The organism is Pseudomonas sp. LTGT-11-2Z (genome assembly GCF_003691445.1).
Lineage (GTDB): Bacteria > Pseudomonadota > Gammaproteobacteria > Pseudomonadales > Pseudomonadaceae > Aquipseudomonas > Aquipseudomonas monteilii.
Window position 1 is genome coordinate 5,243,402 of record NZ_CP033104.1, and the last position, 20,769, is coordinate 5,264,170.

The 20,769-nt window shown below is 65.8% G+C and carries 3 protein-coding genes and 1 pseudogene; 2 read left to right on the forward strand and 2 right to left on the reverse strand.

Translation table 11 applies throughout. From position 1 onward, the window contains the following. Window positions 1-390 precede the first annotated feature (390 nt). Both D8767_RS24780 and hmpA read right to left on the reverse strand, forming a co-directional pair. Window positions 391-897: a disulfide bond formation protein B gene (locus tag D8767_RS24780; protein WP_016713239.1), complete on the reverse strand. Its 507-nt coding sequence runs from the start codon at window positions 895-897 to the stop codon at window positions 391-393. A 367-nt stretch (window positions 898-1,264) separates the two neighbouring features. Next, window positions 1,265-2,443 (reverse strand): NO-inducible flavohemoprotein, encoded by a 1,179-nt coding sequence (hmpA, locus tag D8767_RS24785; RefSeq protein ID WP_016713240.1) that lies wholly within the window; start codon window positions 2,441-2,443, stop codon window positions 1,265-1,267. A gap of 154 nt (window positions 2,444-2,597) precedes the next feature. On the opposite strand from hmpA, the gene norR reads away from it, so the two are divergent. Together norR and D8767_RS24795 are read left to right on the forward strand one after the other, a co-directional pair. Beyond that, the gene (norR, locus tag D8767_RS24790; protein ID WP_016713241.1) at window positions 2,598-4,154 is read left to right on the forward strand and encodes a nitric oxide reductase transcriptional regulator NorR; all 1,557 of its coding nucleotides are present in this window, start codon (window positions 2,598-2,600) and stop codon (window positions 4,152-4,154) included. Between the two features lie 190 nt (window positions 4,155-4,344). After that, window positions 4,345-20,723, forward strand: a pseudogene (locus D8767_RS24795) (BapA/Bap/LapF family large adhesin). Window positions 20,724-20,769: the final 46 nt, after the last annotated feature.

Consider the following 20,769-nt stretch of genomic DNA (forward strand, 5'->3'; position numbering starts at 1 on the left):
CCTGTACTTCAGACCAAGTCCATTTGGTGCGGGAAAACGCGGAGGGGGGTCCGCCCGGTATCGCCGTTGGGCGAAACTTGACGAAGTCAGCAAAAAGGAGCGCTGGGGCTTCCTTCAATCCTGCGACTCGCAAGCAGTGCCGAACGGAAATTGGGGGCGATTGTAGTGAGGTCGCCAACCCTTGACTATGACTTATTGAGCAACAGTCTTTTACAGAATCCGCAACAATAACGTTCAATAATTCAACTTCGCGACAGTTTGTCGCACCCCGCTTGCCAGGCCTCAAAGCCGCATTCTGCAAGGCTTCGGGATTGATCCAGGTCAAGCGGCGAGCAACTTTTCCCTCTTCTCATGCGGCGTAAAAGCCCCCATGCAATTCGGGACTTTTGTCTAAGCCTGGCGTCGGTTGCGGTAGATACCGAGCGGAACCAGAATGGCGGTCAGCACGAACGCTACCAGCGCCCATTGCGCCAACGACAGGCCGAGGATCGGCGGGTACGGCGTGCTGCAGAAGCCGTCGACCTGGAACGCCAGCGGCCAGAGCTTGGCCAGTGGCAGGTCGTCCACGATCGGTTGCAGGGTGTCGATGCCACAACTGACCATGGGGTTGGCGAGTATATACACATGGTTGCCCGCCGCAATGATTCCGCCAATGGCACTGAGCACCACCAGCACCTCGAAGAAGGTCAGGCTACGGCGCCCGGGCATCGCGGCAGCGATGAACGCGAACACGGCAATGAACAGCAACGCGTAACGCTGCAGGATGCACAGCGGGCACGGCGCCTCGCCCAGTACCACTTGCATATAGAGGGCGCCGCCGATCAGCGAGAGGCAGATCAGGCCCAACAGCACCAGAAAGCGCCGTTCCCGATTCAGGCGCGATGTTTGTTCGTTCATTGCCGGTTCCTTCGATGGATAGTGGCAGCGTGGTCCGCCTGCCTGGGCGCAAGTCTACACGCTGGGCATGGCCTGTGAGCATGCCGAGGGAGCGGCGCGGTAGCACTGCGCGGGGCTATCCGGTGAGGCTGAGACCGACCGCAACGACGTCGGTTCAACGCCGGGCGGCAAAAAAGCGGCTGCCCGGGTACCGCGCAGGGGCAAGCCCCTCGACACCCGGGAGTGAAGGATACCGTGATTAACGGAGGATTAATGATGAAAGCGGCGAGCCCGGTTTCATCTTTCCTTATATATAGGCAGGAAGGTGTACTGCCTGTACCGGCCTTTTCGCGGGCAAGCCCGCGAAGAGGCTGGTACAGGCGCTACATCACTCCAGGGCAGCCGCCGGCCCGAAGAACTCGTAGCGGCTCTGCTGCTCGGGCACACCCAGCCCCTTCAATTGGCGCTTCACCGTCGCCATGAAGCCCTTGGGCCCAAGGAAGTAGGCATCCACATCTCGCGCCTGCGGCAACCACTCGGCCAGCAGGTCCTCATTCAGCAGGCCGACGGCATCAGCCGCAGCGCCCCCCTCCGGCTCGGCATAGCAGTAAAAGCGCTTGAGCTGCGGATGACGCGCCGCCAGGCCATCGACCCATTCACGGAAGGCATGCACCGCGCCGTTACGCGCACAGTGAATGAAATGCACCTCGCGCTGGGTTTGCAGCGCCGCCTGCAACATGGCCAGCGTCGGGGTAATACCCACGCCCCCGCTTATCAGCACCAGCGGCTTGTCACTGGCCGCCAGGGTGAAGTCGCCCGCTGGCGGGAACAGTTGCAAGGTATCGCCCACCACCAGCTCATCGTGCAGGTAGTTGGACACCTTGCCGCCCACCTCGCGCTTGACGCTGATGCGGTACTCCCTGCCATCGCACAGCGCCGACAGCGAGTAGTTGCGGCGCTGCTCGGCACCGTCGATGCCCAGCTTCAGGCCGATGTACTGGCCAGGCTCGGCCTTGAGCACCGGTTTACCATCCACCGGGGCAAAGTAGAACGAAACGATCTCGCTGCTTTCCTGCTCGCGGCGTACCAGGCGGAATTCGCGGGTACCACGCCAGCCGCCCTCGGCTTCTTCCTTCTGTTTATAGAGGCTTTCTTCAGCGCCAATCAGGATGTCGGCCAGCTGGCCATAGGCCGCGCCCCAGGCATCGATCACCGCAGGGGTAGCGATTTCCTTACCCAGTACTTCCTCGATGGCGCGCAGCAGGCAGCTGCCGACGATCGGGTAGTGCTCCGGCAGAATCTGCAAGGCAACGTGCTTGTTGATGATCTGCCCTACCAGCCCCCCCAGCTGCTCCAGTTGGTCAATGTGGCGCGCATACATCAGCACGCCGTTGGCCAACGCACGAGGCTGGTCGCCACTGGCTTGGTGTGCCTGGTTGAACAGTGGGCGTACCTCGGGGTACTCGCTGAGCATCATCTTGTAAAAGTGGGTGGTCAGCGCTTCGCCGCCGCTTTCCAGCAGGGGTACAGTGGCCTTGATGATTGCACGTTGTTCGGCATTGAGCATTGCGACAACTCCTGAGCCTGTGGCTTCAAATGACTGCCTTGGGTATTTCAGCAATCGTGCCAACTTTTATCGCCAGTAAAATCAGGGGGTTGACGCCAATCATGTCAAAACGACCCACCTCGTCGTATAGTCATATCGACCCATAGGAGTCTTTATGACCGCAAAGCCCTTGCTCACCACCCTGCTGCCCCTGGTCAGCGACCTCTCCCGCGACTTGCCCGACCAGGAGCGCTACCGCCGCTTGCTGCAAGCCATGCGCGGGCTACTGCCGTGCGATGCCGCCGCACTGCTGCGCCTGGATGGTGAATGGCTGGTGCCGCTGGCGGTGGATGGCCTGAGCCCTGACACCTTGGGCCGGCGCTTCCGGGTCAGCGAGCACCCGCGCTTCCAGATACTGCTCAGCCGCCCGGAGCCCACTCGTTTCGCCAGCGACTCCGAACTGCCCGACCCTTACGATGGCCTGGTCAACGCCCCCGATGCCGACCTGCAAGTGCACGACTGCATGGGTTGCCCGTTGATGGTTGATGAGCGCCCCTGGGGCCTGGTCACCCTCGATGCCCTCACCCCCGGGCAGTTCCAGAGCCTGGAGCTGGATGCCCTGCAAGCCTTCGCCAGCCTGGCCGCCGCTACCGTTACCGTGGCCGAACGCATTGAGCACCTGGCCCTGCGCGCCGAAGACGAACACCTGCGGGCGGAAATCTACCGCCAAGCCAGCGGCCAGGATAAAGAGCTGATTGGCCAGAGCCCTGCGCATAAGCGCTTGGTGGAGGAAATCCGCCTGGTCGGGGGCAGCGACCTGACTGTTCTGATCACTGGCGAAACGGGCGTTGGCAAGGAACTGGTGGCCCAGGCGCTGCACCAGGCCAGCAACCGGGCCGACAAGCCACTGGTCAGCCTCAACTGCGCCGCCCTGCCCGATACCTTGGTGGAAAGCGAACTCTTCGGCCATGTACGCGGTGCCTTCACTGGCGCGCACGGCGAGCGCCGGGGCAAGTTCGAGCTGGCCAACGGCGGCACGTTATTCCTCGACGAAGTGGGCGAACTGCCGCTAACGGTGCAAGCCAAACTGTTGCGTGTGCTGCAAAGCGGCCAACTGCAACGCCTGGGCTCGGACCGCGAGCACCGTGTGGACGTGCGCCTGATCGCCGCCACCAACCGTGACCTGGCCGCAGAAGTACGCAATGGCAACTTCCGCGCCGACTTCTATCACCGCCTCAGCGTGTACCCGTTGCACGTACCGCCCTTACGCGAACGTGGGCGAGATGTATTGTTATTAGCTGGCTACTTCCTCGAACAGAACCGTTCACGCCTGGGCCTGAACAGCCTGCGCCTGAGTAGCGAAGCCCAGGCCGCGCTACTGGCCTATGAGTGGCCAGGCAATGTGCGCGAACTGGAACACCTGATCGGCCGCTCGGCCCTAAAAGCACTGGGCCAGCACCCCGACCGGCCACGCATTCTCACGCTTGAAGCCGTCGACCTGGACCTGCGGGCGGGGCTCGCAACACCAGACGCCCCGCCCTCCCCCACAGCCCCTGCCCAACTGGCACCATTGCCTGAAGGCGGCCTGCGCGAAGCGGTCGACCTCTACCAGCGCCAAGTGATCGAAGCCTGCCTGCAACGGCACCAGGATAATTGGGCGGCAGCGGCCCGCGAACTGGGCCTGGACCGCGCAAACCTGAGCCGGCTGGCCCGCCGGCTGGGGCTTCGCTGAGGTTCACTACAAAAGGATTAACCCAGAAAGCCATCTGGTTGCTTCCCGCCTGGCTGCTATATCTCCCTAACCACCCGAATTTCGACTGCCTGGTCGAGACTGCGTGTAACGCCCCCGCAAGGGCTCCGTGACGCAGGTTGTGGCCCGAACGGTTCGGGCCGGGGGATCCGGATACCAGCAGGGAGCGTTCATGGACAACATCGTCGTCGCCGATAAGCAAACCGAAGTCGCCACTCAGAGCGCCTGGGGCAATATCAACCTGAAAGGGCCAGGCGTAGTGCAGATGCCAGTGGCCCCCGACAAGGTCGCCACTGCTACCCAACGTGGGCAAGACCTGATCATCACCCTGAAATCGGGTGAAAAGGTCACCATCGGCAACTTCTTCGCCGTGGACCAGGCCGGGGTCGGTAGCGACATTGTCTTCGTCGGTGAAGACGGCACCCTGTGGCACGCGCAGTACGACACAACGGCGTTCACCGGTTTCACTTTCGAGGATGTGAACTCGCTGGACGAACTGGTCGCGGGTATCGGCACCGCCGGTAGCGCCATGCCGACCTGGGCGATTGCCGGGCTCAGCCTGCTTGGCATCGGTGGCGCTGCGGCGGCAGCCGACAACGGAGGCGGCGGTAGCAGCGGTGGCGGTTCGGACCCCGATACCACCGCACCGGCCACGCCCATCGACCTGCTGGTGTCACCGGATGGCCTGCGCCTGATCGGCCGTGGTGAAGCAGGCACTACAGTGAGCATCCGTGATGCTGCCGGCAACCTGATCGGCAGCGGCACCGTGGGTACCGACGGCACCTTCGACGTGACGTTGAACCCGCCGCAAATCAACAGCGAAAACCTTGAAGTCTCTCTGACCGATGGCGCCGGCAACGTCTCCACGCCTGGCACAGTCACCGCCCCGGATGTGACTGCGCCGCTGGCACCTACCGACCTTGCCATCAATGAACAGGGCACCACCCTCACCGGCCGTGCAGAACCAGGCTCTACGGTTTCGGTGCGGGGTGCCGACGGGGTGCTGCTGGGCTCAGCCGTGGCCGGTGCAGACGGCCAGTTCAGCATCACCCTGCAACCGCCACAGACCGAAGGCCAGGCTTTGGAGGTCAGCACCAAGGACGCAGCCGGCAACACCTCGCCTTCGGCCAGTATTGCAGCACCAGACGTCGAGACACCTGATACGACCGCCCCAGACCAGCCCACCAACCTCGCCCTTGCCAGCGGCGTAACCCTCACTGGCCGCGGTGAACCAGGGGCCACCGTGCAGGTGCGTGATGCGGCCGGCAACATCATTGGTACAGGCTTGGTCGGTGCCGACGGGCTATTCAGCGTCACCCTGTCGCCCGCCCAGGCCAACGGCGAAGCACTGGACATACGCCTGGTGGATGCTGCCGGCAACAGCTCGATCCCGCTTGAATTCACAGCTCCCGACATCACCCGGCCAAGTGCAGTCAGCGACATTGCAGTCGGCAGTGGCGGCCTGGCGCTGAGTGGCCGAGGTGAACCCGGGGCCACCGTCGAAGTTCGTGATGCCAACGGCACCGTGATCGGCACCGGGGTGGTCGGGGCCAATGGCACCTTCCTGATTGACCTTGATCCTGCGGTACAGCCGGGTGACCAGCTGAGCCTGGTGCAGACCGACCCCAGCGGCAACGCCTCCGTTGCCCTCGAATACGATGTGCCACTCACCACCGCGCCAGACAGCCCGAGCAACCTGGTCATCGATGCCGACGGCACTACCCTCACCGGTTCCGCCCCGGCGGGCACCCGCGTAGAGGTCCATGACGCCAACGGCACGCTGATCGGCAGCGCCATTGCCAATGCCGATGGGACCTTCAGCATTGAGCTCAACCCCGCTCAGGCCAACGGCGAACTGCTGGATGTCGTCGCCATCGATGACAGCGGCATCTCGTCGCTGCCCGCACAAATCACCGCGCCGGATATCACTGCGCCTGCCGCACCGACCGAACTGGCTGTCAGCGCCGACGGCACCGTGCTCACTGGCCGTGCCGAACCGGGCAGCACCGTGCGGATCGTTGCCGCTGACGGTACCGAACTGGGCACCGCCGTGGTCGGCCCGACCGGTGTGTTCAGCATCAACCTCAACCCGCCGCAAATAGACGGCGAAGTGCTGCAAGCCACTGCCACCGATGCGGCCGGCAACACATCCACAGCCAGCTCGGTCACCGCACCGGATATCGACGGCGTCGATACCACGCCACCCGCAGTACCAACCGACCTGGTGATCGGCGTGGCCGGTAGCCAGCTCACTGGCCGTGGCGAAGCCGGCACCAGCGTGCAGGTCCGTGATGCCGCAGGCAATGTCATCGCGACAGGCACAGTGGGTGCAGACGGCACCTTCACCCTCACCCTGACCCCTGCCGTGATCGACGGCAGCACTCTGCAAGTCACCCTGACCGATGCTGCCGGCAACGTGTCGCCGCCCAGCTCGGTAAACTCGGCGGACTTGCTGCCTCCAGCACAGCCCACCGACCTGGCCTTGGCCGATGGCGTGACCTTCACCGGTCGCGGCGAGCCAGGCGCCACCGTGCAGGTGCGTGATGCCGCTGGGACCATCATTGGTACGGGTGTGGTGGGCGCCGATGGCCTGTTCAGCGTCACCCTTAACCCAGCCCAGGCCAACGGCGAAGCGCTGGACGTTCGTTTGGTGGACGCGGCCGGCAATACTTCTGCCCCGCTGCAATTCGATGCCCCGGATATCACCCCGCCCGCGGCGGTCAGCAACATCGTGGTCGGCAACGGCGGCCAGGCCCTGAGCGGGCGTGGCGAAGCCGGCGCCACCGTCGAAGTGCGTGATGCCAACGGCACGGTAATCGGCACAGGCGTAGTGGGTGCCAACGGCACCTTCCTGATCGACCTTGACCCGGCCGCGCAGCCCGGCGAACAACTGAGCCTGGTGCAGACCGACCCCAGCGGAAACGCCTCCGAAGCGCTGCAGTTCGAAGTTCCGGTAACCACCGCCCCGGCCAGCCCCAGCGATCTGGTGTTCGCCGAGGACGGCACCAGCATCAGCGGCACGGCGCCGGCCGGCACCCGCGTGGAAGTGCACGATGCCAACGGCACGCTGATCGGCAGTATCGTGGCCGGCCCTGATGGCAGCTTCACTGTCGTTCTGGCCCCCGCCCAGGCTAATGGCGAACTGCTGGACGTCGTGGCCGTCGATGATGCGGGTGTATCGTCACTACCAACGCAAATCACCGCGCCAGACATTACCGCGCCGGTCGCCCCGAGCGAACTGGCTGTCAGCGCCGACGGCACCGTGCTCACCGGCCGTGCCGAACCGGGCAGCACCGTGCGGGTACTGGCCGCCGATGGCACTACCGTGCTGGGTAGCGTCGTGGTTGGCGCTACCGGCAGCTTCAGCATCACCCTCAGCCCGCCACAAGTGGACGGCGAAGTGCTGCAAGTCACCGCCACCGATGCGGCAGGCAACACCTCGACGGCAGGTTCAGTCACCGCGCCAGACATCGACGGTGGCGACATCACGCCACCCGACGCACCAACCAATCTGGTGGTCGGCCTGGCCGGCAGCCAGCTGAGCGGGCGTGGCGAAGCCGGCACCACCGTGCAGGTGCGTGACGCCGCAGGTACTGTTCTGGCAACCGGTACGGTCAGCCCCGACGGCACATTTGCGGTGACCTTGGCTCCTGCCGTGAACAACGGCAGCACCTTGCAAGTCACCCTCACCGATGCCGCTGGCAACGTCTCGCAACCCGGTTCAGTCACTTCGCCGGACTTGCAGGCCCCTGCGCAACCTACTGACCTGGCCCTGGCCGAGGGTGTCACCTTCACCGGCCGCGGCGAACCCGGTGCCACCGTGCAGGTGCGCAATAGCGCCGGCAGTGTGATCGGCACCGGCCTGGTCAACGCAGACGGCACCTTCAGCGTCACCTTGTTCCCCGCCCAGGCCAATGGCGAGGCGCTGGATGTGCGGGTGGTGGATGCCGCCGGCAACAGCTCGGCGCCACTGCAGTTCGATGCCCCCGACATCACCCCGCCTGCTGTCGTCAGCAATGTCGTGGTCGGTGCCAGTGGCCTGGTGCTCAGCGGTCGCGGCGAAGCGGGTGCAACCGTCGAAGTGCGTGATGCGGGCGGTACCGTCATCGGCACCGCCACGGTCGGAGCCAACGGCACCTTCACGGTCAATCTCGACCCGGCAGCCCAGCCAGGCGCCGTGCTGAGCCTGGTACAGACCGACCCGAGCGGCAACGCGTCCGAAGCCTTGCAGTATGAAGTACCACTGACCACTGCCCCCGATAGCCCAAGCGGCCTGGTGGTTGCCGCCGATGGCACCAGCCTCACCGGTTCTGCCCCGGTGGGCAGCCGTGTGGAAGTGCGTGATGGCAACGGCATCCTGGTCGGCAGCGTGGTGGTGGGCGGCGATGGCACCTTCACCGTCATCCTCAACCCGGCCCAGGCCAACGGCGAACTGCTGGATGTAGTGGCCATCGACGGCACAGGGGCATCGTCGCTGCCGGTGCAGGTCAGCGCGCCAGACATCACCCCGCCAGCCGCGCCAAGCGAACTCGCGATCAATGCCAACGGTACCGTTGTCACCGGCCGTGCCGAAGTGGGCAGCACCGTGCGCGTTCTGGCTGCCGACGGCACTACGGTACTGGGCACGGCGGTGGTGGGTGCGACCGGTAGTTTCAGCATCACCCTCACCCCGGCACAAGTGGACGGTGAAGTGCTGCAAGTCACCGCCACCGACGCCGCCGGCAATGCCTCCGGCGCCGCTAGCGTCACAGCCCCCGACATCGACGGTGTCGATACCACGCCACCCCTGGCGCCGACCAACCTGGTCGTTGGCCTGGCCGGTGGCCAGCTGAGCGGCCGTGGCGAGGTGGGTGCCACCGTGCAGGTGCGCGATGCCCAAGGCAACGTGCTGGCCAGCGGCACGGTCAACCCGGACGGCACCTTCCAGATCGCCCTGACACCGCCCGTCAACGATGGCAGCACCCTGCAAGTGGTGCTGACCGATGCCGCCGGCAATGCCTCCACTCCAGGCACGGTGGCCTCCCCAGACCTGCAGTCCCCTGCTCAGCCCACCGGCCTCGACCTGGCCAGCGGCGTTACCTTGACCGGTAGCGGTGAACCTGGCGCCACTGTGCAAGTACGCGACACCTCAGGCACCGTGATCGGTACCGGTGTGGTCAACCCGAACGGCAGTTTCAGCGTTACCCTGTCCCCCGCCCAGGCCAATGGCGAAGTCCTCGACATCCGCCTGGTGGACGCCGCCGGCAATACCTCGACGCCGCTGCAATTTAACGCCCCGGACATCACCCCACCTGCGCAGGTCAGCAATATCGTGGTCGGTGCCGATGGCCTGACCCTGAGCGGTCGCGGTGAGGCCGGTGCCACCGTTGAGGTGCGGGACACCAATGGCACACTGATCGGCACAGGTACGGTGACCGTTAACGGCACCTTCGTGCTCGACCTCGACCCGGCCGCGCTGCCGGGCGAACGCCTCAGCCTGGTGCAGACCGACCCCAGCGGCAACGCTTCCCAAGCTTTGACCTTCGACGTACCGTTGGTGACCACGCCGGCCAGCCCGAGCGACCTGGTGTTCGCGGCGGACGGCACCAGCATCAGCGGTTCGGCGCCAGTCGGCAGCCGTGTGGAAGTGCACGATGCCAATGGGAACCTGGTTGGCAGCATCGTAGTGGGTGCCGGGGGCACCTTCACCGTTGTGCTCACCCCAGCCCAGGCCAACGGCCAGCTGCTGGATGTGATCGCCATCGACACCAACGGGGCCTCGTCACTGCCGACACAAGTGACTGCGCCGGACATCACCGCCCCAGCCGCGCCAAGTGAACTAGCCGTCAGCGCCGATGGCAGCGCAGTGACCGGGCGCGCCGAAGCCGGCAGCACCGTACGCGTGCTGGCCGCCGACGGCACTACCCTGCTGGGCAGTGTCGTGGTGGGCGCCAGCGGGGCCTTCAGCATTGGCCTCACCCCGCCGCAAGTGGCAGGCGAACAGTTGCAGGTAACCGCCACCGATGCCGCAGGTAATGCCTCCACAGCCGGTACCGTTACCGCGCCGGTCATCGATAACGGCGGCGATACCACGCCGCCGGCGCCAGCCACCAACCTGGTGATCAGCGCCGACGGCCGTACGGTTTCAGGCCGCGGCGAAGTGGGTGCCACCGTCAAAGTGCTCGACGACCAGGGCCAAGTGCTGGTGAGCGGCACCGTTCAACCCGATGGCAGCTTCAACGTGCAGTTGCCAACCCCAGTGGTGGATGGCTCCTCCCTGCAGGTGACCCTGACCGATGCCGCCGGCAACGTCTCCACACCTGGCCCACTGACCGCGCCAGACCTTGTGGCCCCCCTGCAACCAACGGGCTTGGTGTTGACCAATGGCGACACCCTGACCGGTACTGCCGAAGGCGGTGCCCGGGTAGAGGTGAAAGACGGCTTGGGCAACCTGATCGGCAGCGCCATCGCCCAGCCGGATGGCAGCTTCAGCCTGACCCTGAACCCGCCACAGGCCAATGGCGAAACACTGTCCATTACCGTGACCGATGCGACAGGTAACACCTCTGTACCGCTGAGCTATGTGGCCCCGGACATCACGGCACCGACACTCGTCACTGACGTGGTGGCCGCCGATGGCAGCCTGGCCGTGTCTGGCCGTGGCGAACCCGGTGCCACGGTGGAAGTGCGTGATGCGCAGGGTACGGTGCTCGGCACCGGCACCGTCGCGCCAAATGGCACCTTCGTGGTCGACCTCGAAACGCCGTTGGCGGCGGGCGAAACCCTGGTGCTGGTGCAGACCGATGCCGCCGGCAATACCTCGGTAGGGCTTAGCGTGACGGTTGCCGATGCACCGCTGCCCGAGAGCCCCAGCGGTGTCGTGGTGAGCGCAGATGGCGCCAGCGTTTCCGGTACCGCACCGACGGGCACGCAGGTGCAGGTGCGTGACGCGCAGGGCAATGTGCTGGGCAGCGCACAGGCAGGCCCGGACGGCAGCTTCACCATCGGCCTGACCCCGGCACAAGCCAACGGCGAAACCCTGGATGTGGTGGCTGTGGATGGTGCCGGCAACGCGTCACTGCCGACCCAGGTCACCGCCCCTGACATCACTCCACCCAATGAAGCCAGCCAGCTGCAATTGAGCGCCGATGGCAGCCTGCTCACTGGCCGCGGCGAGCCGGGCACCACCGTGCAGGTCATCAGCGCCCAGGGTGTCGTGCTGGGCAACGCCCAGGTCGGCGCCGACGGCGTGATCAGCGTGGTGCTCAACCCGCCGCAAACCGACGGCCAGGAACTGGACGTGGTGCTGCGCGACGCGGCCGGCAATACCTCGACCGCCACCGTCATTGCCCCCGATCTGGATGGCCCGCTGCAACCCTCGGGGATGGCCATCGATACCGCAGGCATTCACCTGACCGGCCAGGGCCAAAGCGGCTCCATCGTCACCGTGCGCGATGCCAACGGCAACGTGCTGGGCACCGCCATAGTGGGTGCAGACGGGAAGTTCGACGTCACCCTCAATGCGCCACAGCGCAATGGTGAGAGCCTGAGCGTCGAGGCCACCGACAACCTGGGCAACAGCGCCGGCCCGGTGAGTTTCACCGCACCCGACTCCACGCCGCCGCAGGCGGTCACCAACCCGACCATCGATGGCACAGGCACCACGGTCACCGGCAGCGGCGAACCTGGCGCCACCGTGACCGTGCGTGGGCCGGATGGCAGCGTGCTGGGCAGTGCCGTGGCAGGCCCGAACGGTGCATTCGAAATCATCCTCACTCCACCACAGACCAACGGCCAGGCGCTGACCGTGGAGCAGCGTGACCCAACCGGCAACCTGTCGGCGGCGGCCGACCTGCCGGCACCGGACACCGAGTTGCCGGCGACCCCGACCGGCCTGACCCTGTCTGGCGATGGCAGGACCATCACCGGCAGTGGCGAGCCAGGTGCGCAGGTGAGTGTTACCAATACAGCAGGTACCGTGCTGGGCACCGCCACGGTTCAGCCAGACGGCAGCTTCCTGGTGAGCATCGACCCGCCCCAGCTCAATGGCCAGACGCTGTCTGTGACCCAGGCGGACAGTGCCGGCAACGACTCGCCCGCCGGCACCGTGACCGCGCCTGACTTGGAGGCCCCGCTGCCAGCGCAAGGCCTGGGCCTGGATCCGACCGGCACACTGCTCAGCGGCCAGGGCGAGGCAGGCACCACCGTAGAAGTTCGCAACGCGGCAGGCGACCTGCTGGGTACCATTCAGGTGGAGCCCGACGGCACGTTCGAAGTACCACTCGCCCCCGCCCAGACCAACGGCGAAGTATTGTCGGTGGTGTTGATCGATGGCGATGGCAATGCCTCACCGTCTGCCAGCTTCACCGCCGATGACAGCAGCGCGCCAACAGCGCCGGGCAGCCTCACCATCACCCCAGGCGGCAACGCCATCCAGGGTACTGGTGAAACAGGGTCCACGGTGGAAGTGCGGCTTACCGACGGCACCCTGGTGGGTACCATCGTCGTGCCGGCAGGTGGCAACTTCACCGTGCCACTCTCGCCCGCCCAACTGGACGGCCAGTCACTCAACGTGACCCTGACCGATACTGCCGGCAATGTGTCCCTTCCCGGCCAGATCAATGCGCCGGACATCACGCCACCGGCAGTGCCCACGGGCGTGCTGGTCAGTCCGGACGGCAGCACCGTCACCGGCAATGCGCCTGGCGCCAACTCAGTGTCCGTGGACGACGGGAATGGCAATGTGGTCGTGGTGGCCGTCAATCCGGATGGCAGTTTCAGCGTACCGCTGGATACCCCGCTGACCAATGGCCAGACGGTGACCGTGGTGGTGACCGATGCAGCCGGTAACGAGTCTGCTCCGGTCTCCGTCAACGCCCCGGATACAACCGACCCGGATGCGGCCACCGGCCTGACCGTGAGCCCGGATGGCAGCACAGTGGGGGGTAGCGCGGAACCTGGGAGCACAGTGGAAATCCGCAATCAGGATGGTAGCGGCGTGCGCGGCACGATAACCGTCGGGCCAGACGGCACCTTCGTGGTTGACGTCGACCCGCCACTGGCCACCGGCGAAACCGTCGATGTGGTGGTGATCGACCCTGCCGGCAATGAATCCTCCGAAGTGCCACTTGCCGGCCCGACCGGCACCGAGGTGGCCACACCTTCGGCCCTGTCCATCAGTGCCGACGGCTTCCTGCTGACCGGCCAAGGTACGGTCGGCTCGCTGATTACCGTGACCTCCGGTGGCACCACCCTGGGCACCGCCACGGTCGGCAGCGATGGCACCTTCCGGGTGTTCTTCCAGAACGCCCAGCTCAACGCCCAGATCTTGCAGGTCAGCGCCAAGGCTACCGTCGATGGCCAGCCTTCGGTGCCAGCCATTGTCGTGGCCAACGACACCACGGCGCCAAACGCACCGACCCAAGTCGTCCTCAACGCCACCGGCAGCACGCTGACCGGCCAAGGCGAAGTGGGTGCTACCGTGCGCGTGACCGATGCGCAGGGCAATCTCCTGGGAACCGCGCCCGTCGGCAGCAACGGCCTGTTCAGCATCGATTTCTCACCCGCTGTCGCCAACGGCCAGAACCTGATCGTGACCCAGGCCGACGCGGCGGGTAACGTCTCGCTCGCGGCCACCCTGCAAGCCCCTGACCTGCAGGCACCGCTGGCCGCCAGCAACCTCAGCCTCAACAGCGCGGCCACCGTGCTCAGCGGCCAGGGCGAAGCCGGCGCCACCGTGACCGTACGCGATGCCAGTGGTGCCATCCTGGCCACCGGCACCGTCAACCAGAGTGGGCAGTTCCAGATCACACTGCCCAGCGCGCAAACCAGCGGCAGCGCGTTGCAAGTCACCCTCAGCGATGCCGCCGGTAACATTTCCGGCCCGGCCAGCCTGACGACGCCAGACCGCATGCCGCCTGCCGCCATCACCAATCCGGAGCTGAGCCAGGACGGCCGGCAGCTGTCCGGCAGTGGCGAAGTGGGGGCTACCGTGCAGGTGCGCAACGCCGCCGGTGCGTTGCTGGGCACGGCCACGGTGGGCGCCGACGGTCGCTTCACCGTGACCTTCGACACCCCGCAAGCCACCGGCCAGGCCATCGGCGTGACGCAAGTGGATGCCGCCGGCAACACCTCGCCAGCCGTCAATGTGGCCACCCCGGACCTGACCCCACCGGCCCCACTCACCAACGTGGTGCTGAACAACAACGGTCTGACCCTGACCGGCTTGGGCGAAGCGGGTGCCACAGTCACCGTGCGCGGCCCGGACGGTACCATCATCGGCACTGGACTGGTGGCCGCCAACGGCAGCTTCACCCTCACCCTGAACAGCGCCCAGCTCAACGCCCAGCACCTGAGCGTTACGCAGACCGACGCAGGCAACAACACCTCTGCCGCCGTGGCCGTTACCGCGCCGGACTTCACCCCACCCGCTGCACCGACTGCACTGGCCCTCGCCGCCACCGGGCTGCAACTGTCCGGTAACGCCGAAGCCGGCAGCACCGTGACCGTGCGCGATGCCAGCGGCAACGTGCTGGGCACGGCGACAACCGGCAGCAACGGCACCTTCCAGCTCACCCTGAACAGCGCCCAGACCAACGGGCAGACCCTGCAGGTAACGGCTACCGACGCGGCCGGCAACGTTTCACCGGCCGCGCCTTACACCGCAGCCGATACCACACCGCCAGCGGCCGTTACCAACCTGGCGGTGTCTGCCAGTGGCACCACCCTGACAGGCAATGGCGAAGCCGGTGCGACCGTCACCGTACGGGCACCCGACAACACCGTGCTGGGCACCGCCACGGTCGGCGCCGACGGCCACTTCAGCGTCACCCTGTCGCCAGCCGCGATCACCGGTGAAAGCCTGAGCGTGGTCCAGGCCGACGCCGCACAGAACGTCTCCCCTGCACAAAACGTCACCGCGCCGGGCCTTCTGGCACCGGCGACACCGGACAACCTGGTACTGGCCGCCGACGGCCTGTCGGTGACCGGTACCGCGACGGTGGGCAGCACGGTCAAGGTGTATGGCCCCAACGGCGTATTGCTGGGCAGCAGCCCGGTAGCCAACGACGGTACCTTCACCGTCAACCTCAGCAGCGCCCAGGCCAACGGCGAACGGTTGGAGGTAAGCGCCACCGGCAGCGACGGCGCAGTCTCGCTGCCGGCGACCCTGCAGGCACCGGACACCACGGCACCGCAACCACTGACCAACCTGGTGCTGTCCAACGACGGCCTGATACTCACTGGGCGCAGTGAGCCAGGTGCCACCGTCACCGTGATCGGCGAAGGGGGGATCGACCTGGGCACCGCCGTGGTCGATGCCAGCGGCAACTTCAGCGTCAACCTCAGCGCCGCGCAGATCAACGGTGAACAGCTCAGCGCCAGCCAGTCCGATGTGGCCGGCAACGAGTCCAACAGCGTCAGCCTGACCGCCCCGGACCGCGTGGCGCCGGATGCGGCTGGCAACCTGGCCTTCGATGGCGGTGGCAGCCTGCTCAACGGTACCGGTGAAACGGGGGCTGCTGTTCGCGTGCTGGCCGCCGACGGCACGGTGCTGGGCAACGCAACGGTACGCGCCGACGGCACCTTCCAGGTCAACCTCGCCTCGCCTCAGGCCAACGGCCAACAGGTGCAGGTGGTGCTGACCGATGCCGCCGGCAACCAGTCCGCCGCCAGTGCCATCACTGCACCGGACACCACGGCACCCGCAGCACCCACCGCGCTGGCAATATCCAGCGATGGCGTGACCATCACCGGCCGCGGCGAAGTGGGCGCGCTGGTCACCGTCACCAACCCGGCAGGCCAGCCAATCGGCAGCGCCACCGTCGATGCCAGCGGCTACTTCACCATCACCCTCAGCCTGGCGTTGGGCAACGCCGAACTGCTCAGCTTCACCCAGGCCGATGCCACCGGCAACGTGTCGGCCGTGGCCACCCTGCAAACCCCGGACTTCACACCGCCAGCTCCCCTTACCGCCGTGGTGATCAACGCCGAAGGCAGTGTGGTCAGCGGCCTGGGCGAAGCAGGCGCGACGGTCACTGTCAGCAATGCCGCCGGCACCGTGCTGGGTACCGGCACAGTACTGGCAGACGGCACCTTCCGCGTCGAGCTGTCGCCCGCGCAAATCAATCACCAGGTGCTGTCGGTGCAGCAGGCCGACCCACCCGGCAACATCAGCTTGCCGGTCACCGTTCAAGCACCGGACTATACGCCCCCCGCCGCCGCAACCGGGCTGCAGCTCAGTGTGGCAGGCGATGAACTGGGCGGTGTCGGCGAAGCGGACGCTACCGTGCGCGTGTATGTCGGCACCACACAGATCGGCACTGCCGTGGTGGCTGCCAATGGCACCTTCGTGGTCGAGCTGGATACCCCGCAACTGAATGGCCAACTGCTGCAGGTCACCCTGACCGACAGCAGCGGCAACGTATCGACGGTCAGCACGGTCACGGCGCTGGACATCACCCCGCCGGCCACCGTGATCGCCAGCCTCAACGACAGCGGCACCCAACTGATCGGTACCGCCGAAGCCGGCACCCGCGTCACCGTGGTCAACAACAACGGCGACCTGCTGGGCCAGGTGACAGTCGACCCGGACGGCACCTTTGTGCTCGACCTGAACAACCCGCAAATCAATGGCCAGGTACTGACGGTGATCGCCCAGGACGCCACCGGCAACCCGTCGGCGCCCTTGCAGGTAACCGCGCCAGACCTGACAGCGCCGGTGCAGCCAGGCAACCTGCTGCTCAACCCGGCAGGCACGTCGATGACCGGTACGGCGGAAGCCGGCTCCACCATCACTGTTCGTGGCCCTGACAACAGCCTCGTGGGTACGGTGGTGGTGGGTGGCAATGGCGAGTTCACCGTTGCCATCAACCCGGCTCAGAACAACGGCCAACTGCTGACCGTGGTGTCCACGGATGCTGCCGGCAATGCCTCGATACCCGCCAGCTACCAGACCAACGACACCTCGCCACCCGCCGTGGTGACCAACCTGGCGATCGACAATACCTATAGCTCGTTGACCGGCAGGGGCGAAGCCAATGCCACGGTCACCGTCAGAATCGGTGGCCCCACCGGCACCGTGATAGGGACCGGTCTGGTGGACGCCGCTGGCAACTTCCAGATAAACCTTTCGCCGACGCCGGGCTCAGCCGCACTCCTCTCCGTGAGCCAGTCCGACGGTACCAATACCTCTGGCGCCGTGACGTACACCACCCCTCTGGTGCCGCCACCCGAACCACCAACCAATGCGATACTGGGCAGCGACGGCCTGACCTTGACCGGTACGGCCGCAGCCGGTGCAAGCATTCGCGTCTACGATGCTGCCGGCAACCTGATCGGTTCAGGCTCCGCCAACATCGGAACGGGTAGCTTCAGCATCACGCTGAACGCGGCTCAACTCAACGGCCAGCACATCTCGGTGACGGCAGTCTCCCTGCTGGGCGGCGAATCGCAGCCGGTCTTCCTGCAAGCGGCCGACATCACCCCACCGGCCAACCCGGTGGTTACCAGCCTGTCGGCCAATGGCCTGGTGCTTACCGGTACCGGTGAGGCCGGTGCCACGGTGACCGTGCGTGATGCCAGCAACAACGTGCTTGGAACGGCGTTGGTGAATGGCGGTGGCGTGTTCACCGTCAACCTCAACGCGGCGCAGCTCAACGGCCAGGTACTGGGTGTGAGCCAGACCGACGCCGCAGGCAACGCGTCTGGCAGCACCAGCTACACGGCAGTCGATGTCCAGCCGCCAGCCGTGCCGACCAACGTGGCCATCAACGGCACAGGCACGGTACTGACCGGTAACGGCGAAGCAGGCGCTACCGTCACCGTGCAAGGCCCGAGTGGCCAGGTGGGTACCGGCGTGGTGCAAGCCAACGGCTCCTTCAGCATCACCCTGACCTCGCCACAGAACGATGGGCAATTGCTGGTGGTGCGCCAGACCGATGCAGCCGGCAACCTGTCCGCCAGCACCAGTTTGACCGCACCGGACACCACGCCGCCCGCAGCCCCGGTGGCGGTCATCAACGCCAACGGCACCTTGGTCAGCGGCTCTGGCCAGGTCGGCAGCACCGTCACCGTGCGCAACAATGCTGGCACCGTCCTGGGCACCGCAACGGTGGGCACCAACGGCCTGTTCGTAGTCAGCTTGGCTGCCGCTCAAATCGACAACCAGGCGCTCAGCGTCACCCTCACCGACAGTGCCGGCAACGTGTCTACCGGCACCGCCCTGACTGCACCGGACCTGACCCCGCCTGCAGTGGCCGGAAACCTGCAGATCAGTGCCGACGGCAGTACCCTCACCGGCACCGGCGAAGCAGGCGCCACCGTCACTGTGCGCAGCGCCAGCGGTACCGTGCTGCAAACCGCGACCGTACAACCGAACGGCAGCTTCACCGTGACCCTGAGCCCACCTCAGGACAACGGCCAGGTCCTTTCGGTCGGCCTCACCGACCCGCGTGGCAACGTGTCGGGCAACGTCACCATCACCGCGCCCGATGTGGATGCCAACGCCCCGGTCATCGCCAGCGACAACCTGGCAACGGCAACGGTCAGCCTGGTACCGGTCACTGCAACCAAGACCTACACCGACAGCTTCACCACCCTGCTGTCGGGCTTCACCAAGACCTACACCTGGACCGTAGCGGCCGGCACCACGGCCGACCCGATCCTCACACTGACTACCAACAGCGTACTGGCGCTGCTCAACAACTCCACGTTCACCCTGCAAGTGAAAGACGCTACGGGCGCCTGGGTGACGCTTGCCACCGGCAACACCCAGGGCCTGCTCGACCTGATCGTGCTACCACTCGGCCTGCAGGTCGATATCGGTACCCTGCAAGCCGGTGACTACCGCCTGACCGTGGGCAGTGGCGGTATTGGCCTGATCACCAACGTGACCACTTCGCTGGACATCACAGCCACCAGCCTGACCGAGTTCACCGGGACAGGCACCGCCACCACCGGCAACGTCATCACCGATGTGGGCACCGATGGCACTGTCGATGCACGTGGCCCGGACAGCGCCGCCGTGCTCCAGGTGTTCAAGGACGGCAGTTATGTCGCGGCCGGCAGCGCCACCACGGTACAAGGCCTGTACGGCACCCTGGTGATCCGCGCGGACGGCAGCTACACCTACACGCCAAACGGCAGCCCGAGCAGTGTCGGCAAGGTCGATGTGTTCAGCTACCAGCTGGTGCATGCGAACGGTCTGTCCGATTCCGCCAACCTGTATGTGCGTATCGACAGCCCGCAGGCCACGGAGGTGTGGAGCGACATCAACTACGGTGCGCCGGCCACGGTGGTGGATGCCGTCAACGACGTCGGCTTCAGCCACTTGACCCTGGTCAACCGTGTAGACACCAGCAGCAGCTCGCTGGGCACGCTGAGCCTGCCGGTAATTGGCACGCGCCAGGCCACCTACACCACCGCGGTTGCCGCCGATACCACGGCCAACCTGCAAGTGGTGGTCAACTCCACCAACCTGTTGAGCCTGCTCAACGGCACCACCATCGAGTTGCTCAAGCTCAATCCGGCCACCGGCCAGTATGTGCTGGTGCAGTCGGTGCCTGGCAGCTCATTGGTCAGCCTGCTGGGGGCGGTGCGGCTTATACCTTCCAGAACCAGGGGACGGGTACCTACCACATACGCGTTACAGCGGGCGGCATCGGCTTGCTCAGTTCCATCACCACCAGCGTGAACGCCACCACCACGCACCTCACCGAGTTCGTGGTCAGCAGCGCGACCACGGCAACCGGCAACCTGCTCGCGGATGACACCGTGGGTTCGGCCTTGACCGTGCTGAGCGTGCTGACGGCGGCCAACACCTACACCATCCCGGGCTATAACGGGGTGAGCGTGGCGGGCACCTACGGCACGCTGCTGGTGCATGCCGACGGCAGCTACACCTACACCCTCAACTCAGGGCTCACGTCGACAGCCGTCGGCCAGCAAGACACCTTCACCTACGAGCTGACCCACCCCAACGGCACCACCGACACCGCAACGCTCACCATCAACCTGGACAACGCCGCTGGTCTCACCAGCACGATGTCGCTGCTCTCCGATACCGGTGACGAAGGGGTAGCACTGGCCAGTGTGGCCGCATCGGCTTCCACAGAGGTGATCGCCGGCACCGACGGCAATGACCACCTCGATGGCAGCCAGGGTGGCCATATCACCCTGCAGGGTGGCGCAGGGGACGACACCCTGGTGGTGGTTGACCAGAACTTCGCCAGCGTCGAGGGCGGCACAGGGACCGACACCCTGCTGTGGGGCGGCGGCGATGCCAGCATCGACCTGGGCAACCTGGCCGATCGGGTGCATGACATCGAAGTCATCGACCTCAACGACACCAGCGCGGTGGCGCTTACCCTCAACCTGGCAGACGTGGTGGCCATCACCGAAATCGGCAACGACACACTGATCATCAAGGGGGAGGACAAAGACACGGTTCACATGACAGACAACTGGACGCTGGCTGGCACCCAGACTGCCGACGGCATCGACTATAACCAATATACGGCCCAGGAGGATCCGAGCCATCACCTGTGGGTGCAGAACGGTATCCATGTGGTCTGAGGCCGCTGCAAACCCGCCGGGCACGCGCCCGGCGGCATGGACGACC

What these genes read in the sequence shown, in the direction of transcription:
- hmpA (WP_016713240.1), bottom strand. Translation starts at nt 2,443, where the DNA reads ATGCTCAATGCCGAACAACGTGCAATCATCAAGGCCACTGTACCCCTG.
- D8767_RS24780 (WP_016713239.1), bottom strand. Translation starts at nt 897, where the DNA reads ATGAACGAACAAACATCGCGCCTGAATCGGGAACGGCGCTTTCTGGTG.
- norR (WP_016713241.1), top strand. Translation starts at nt 2,598, where the DNA reads ATGACCGCAAAGCCCTTGCTCACCACCCTGCTGCCCCTGGTCAGCGAC.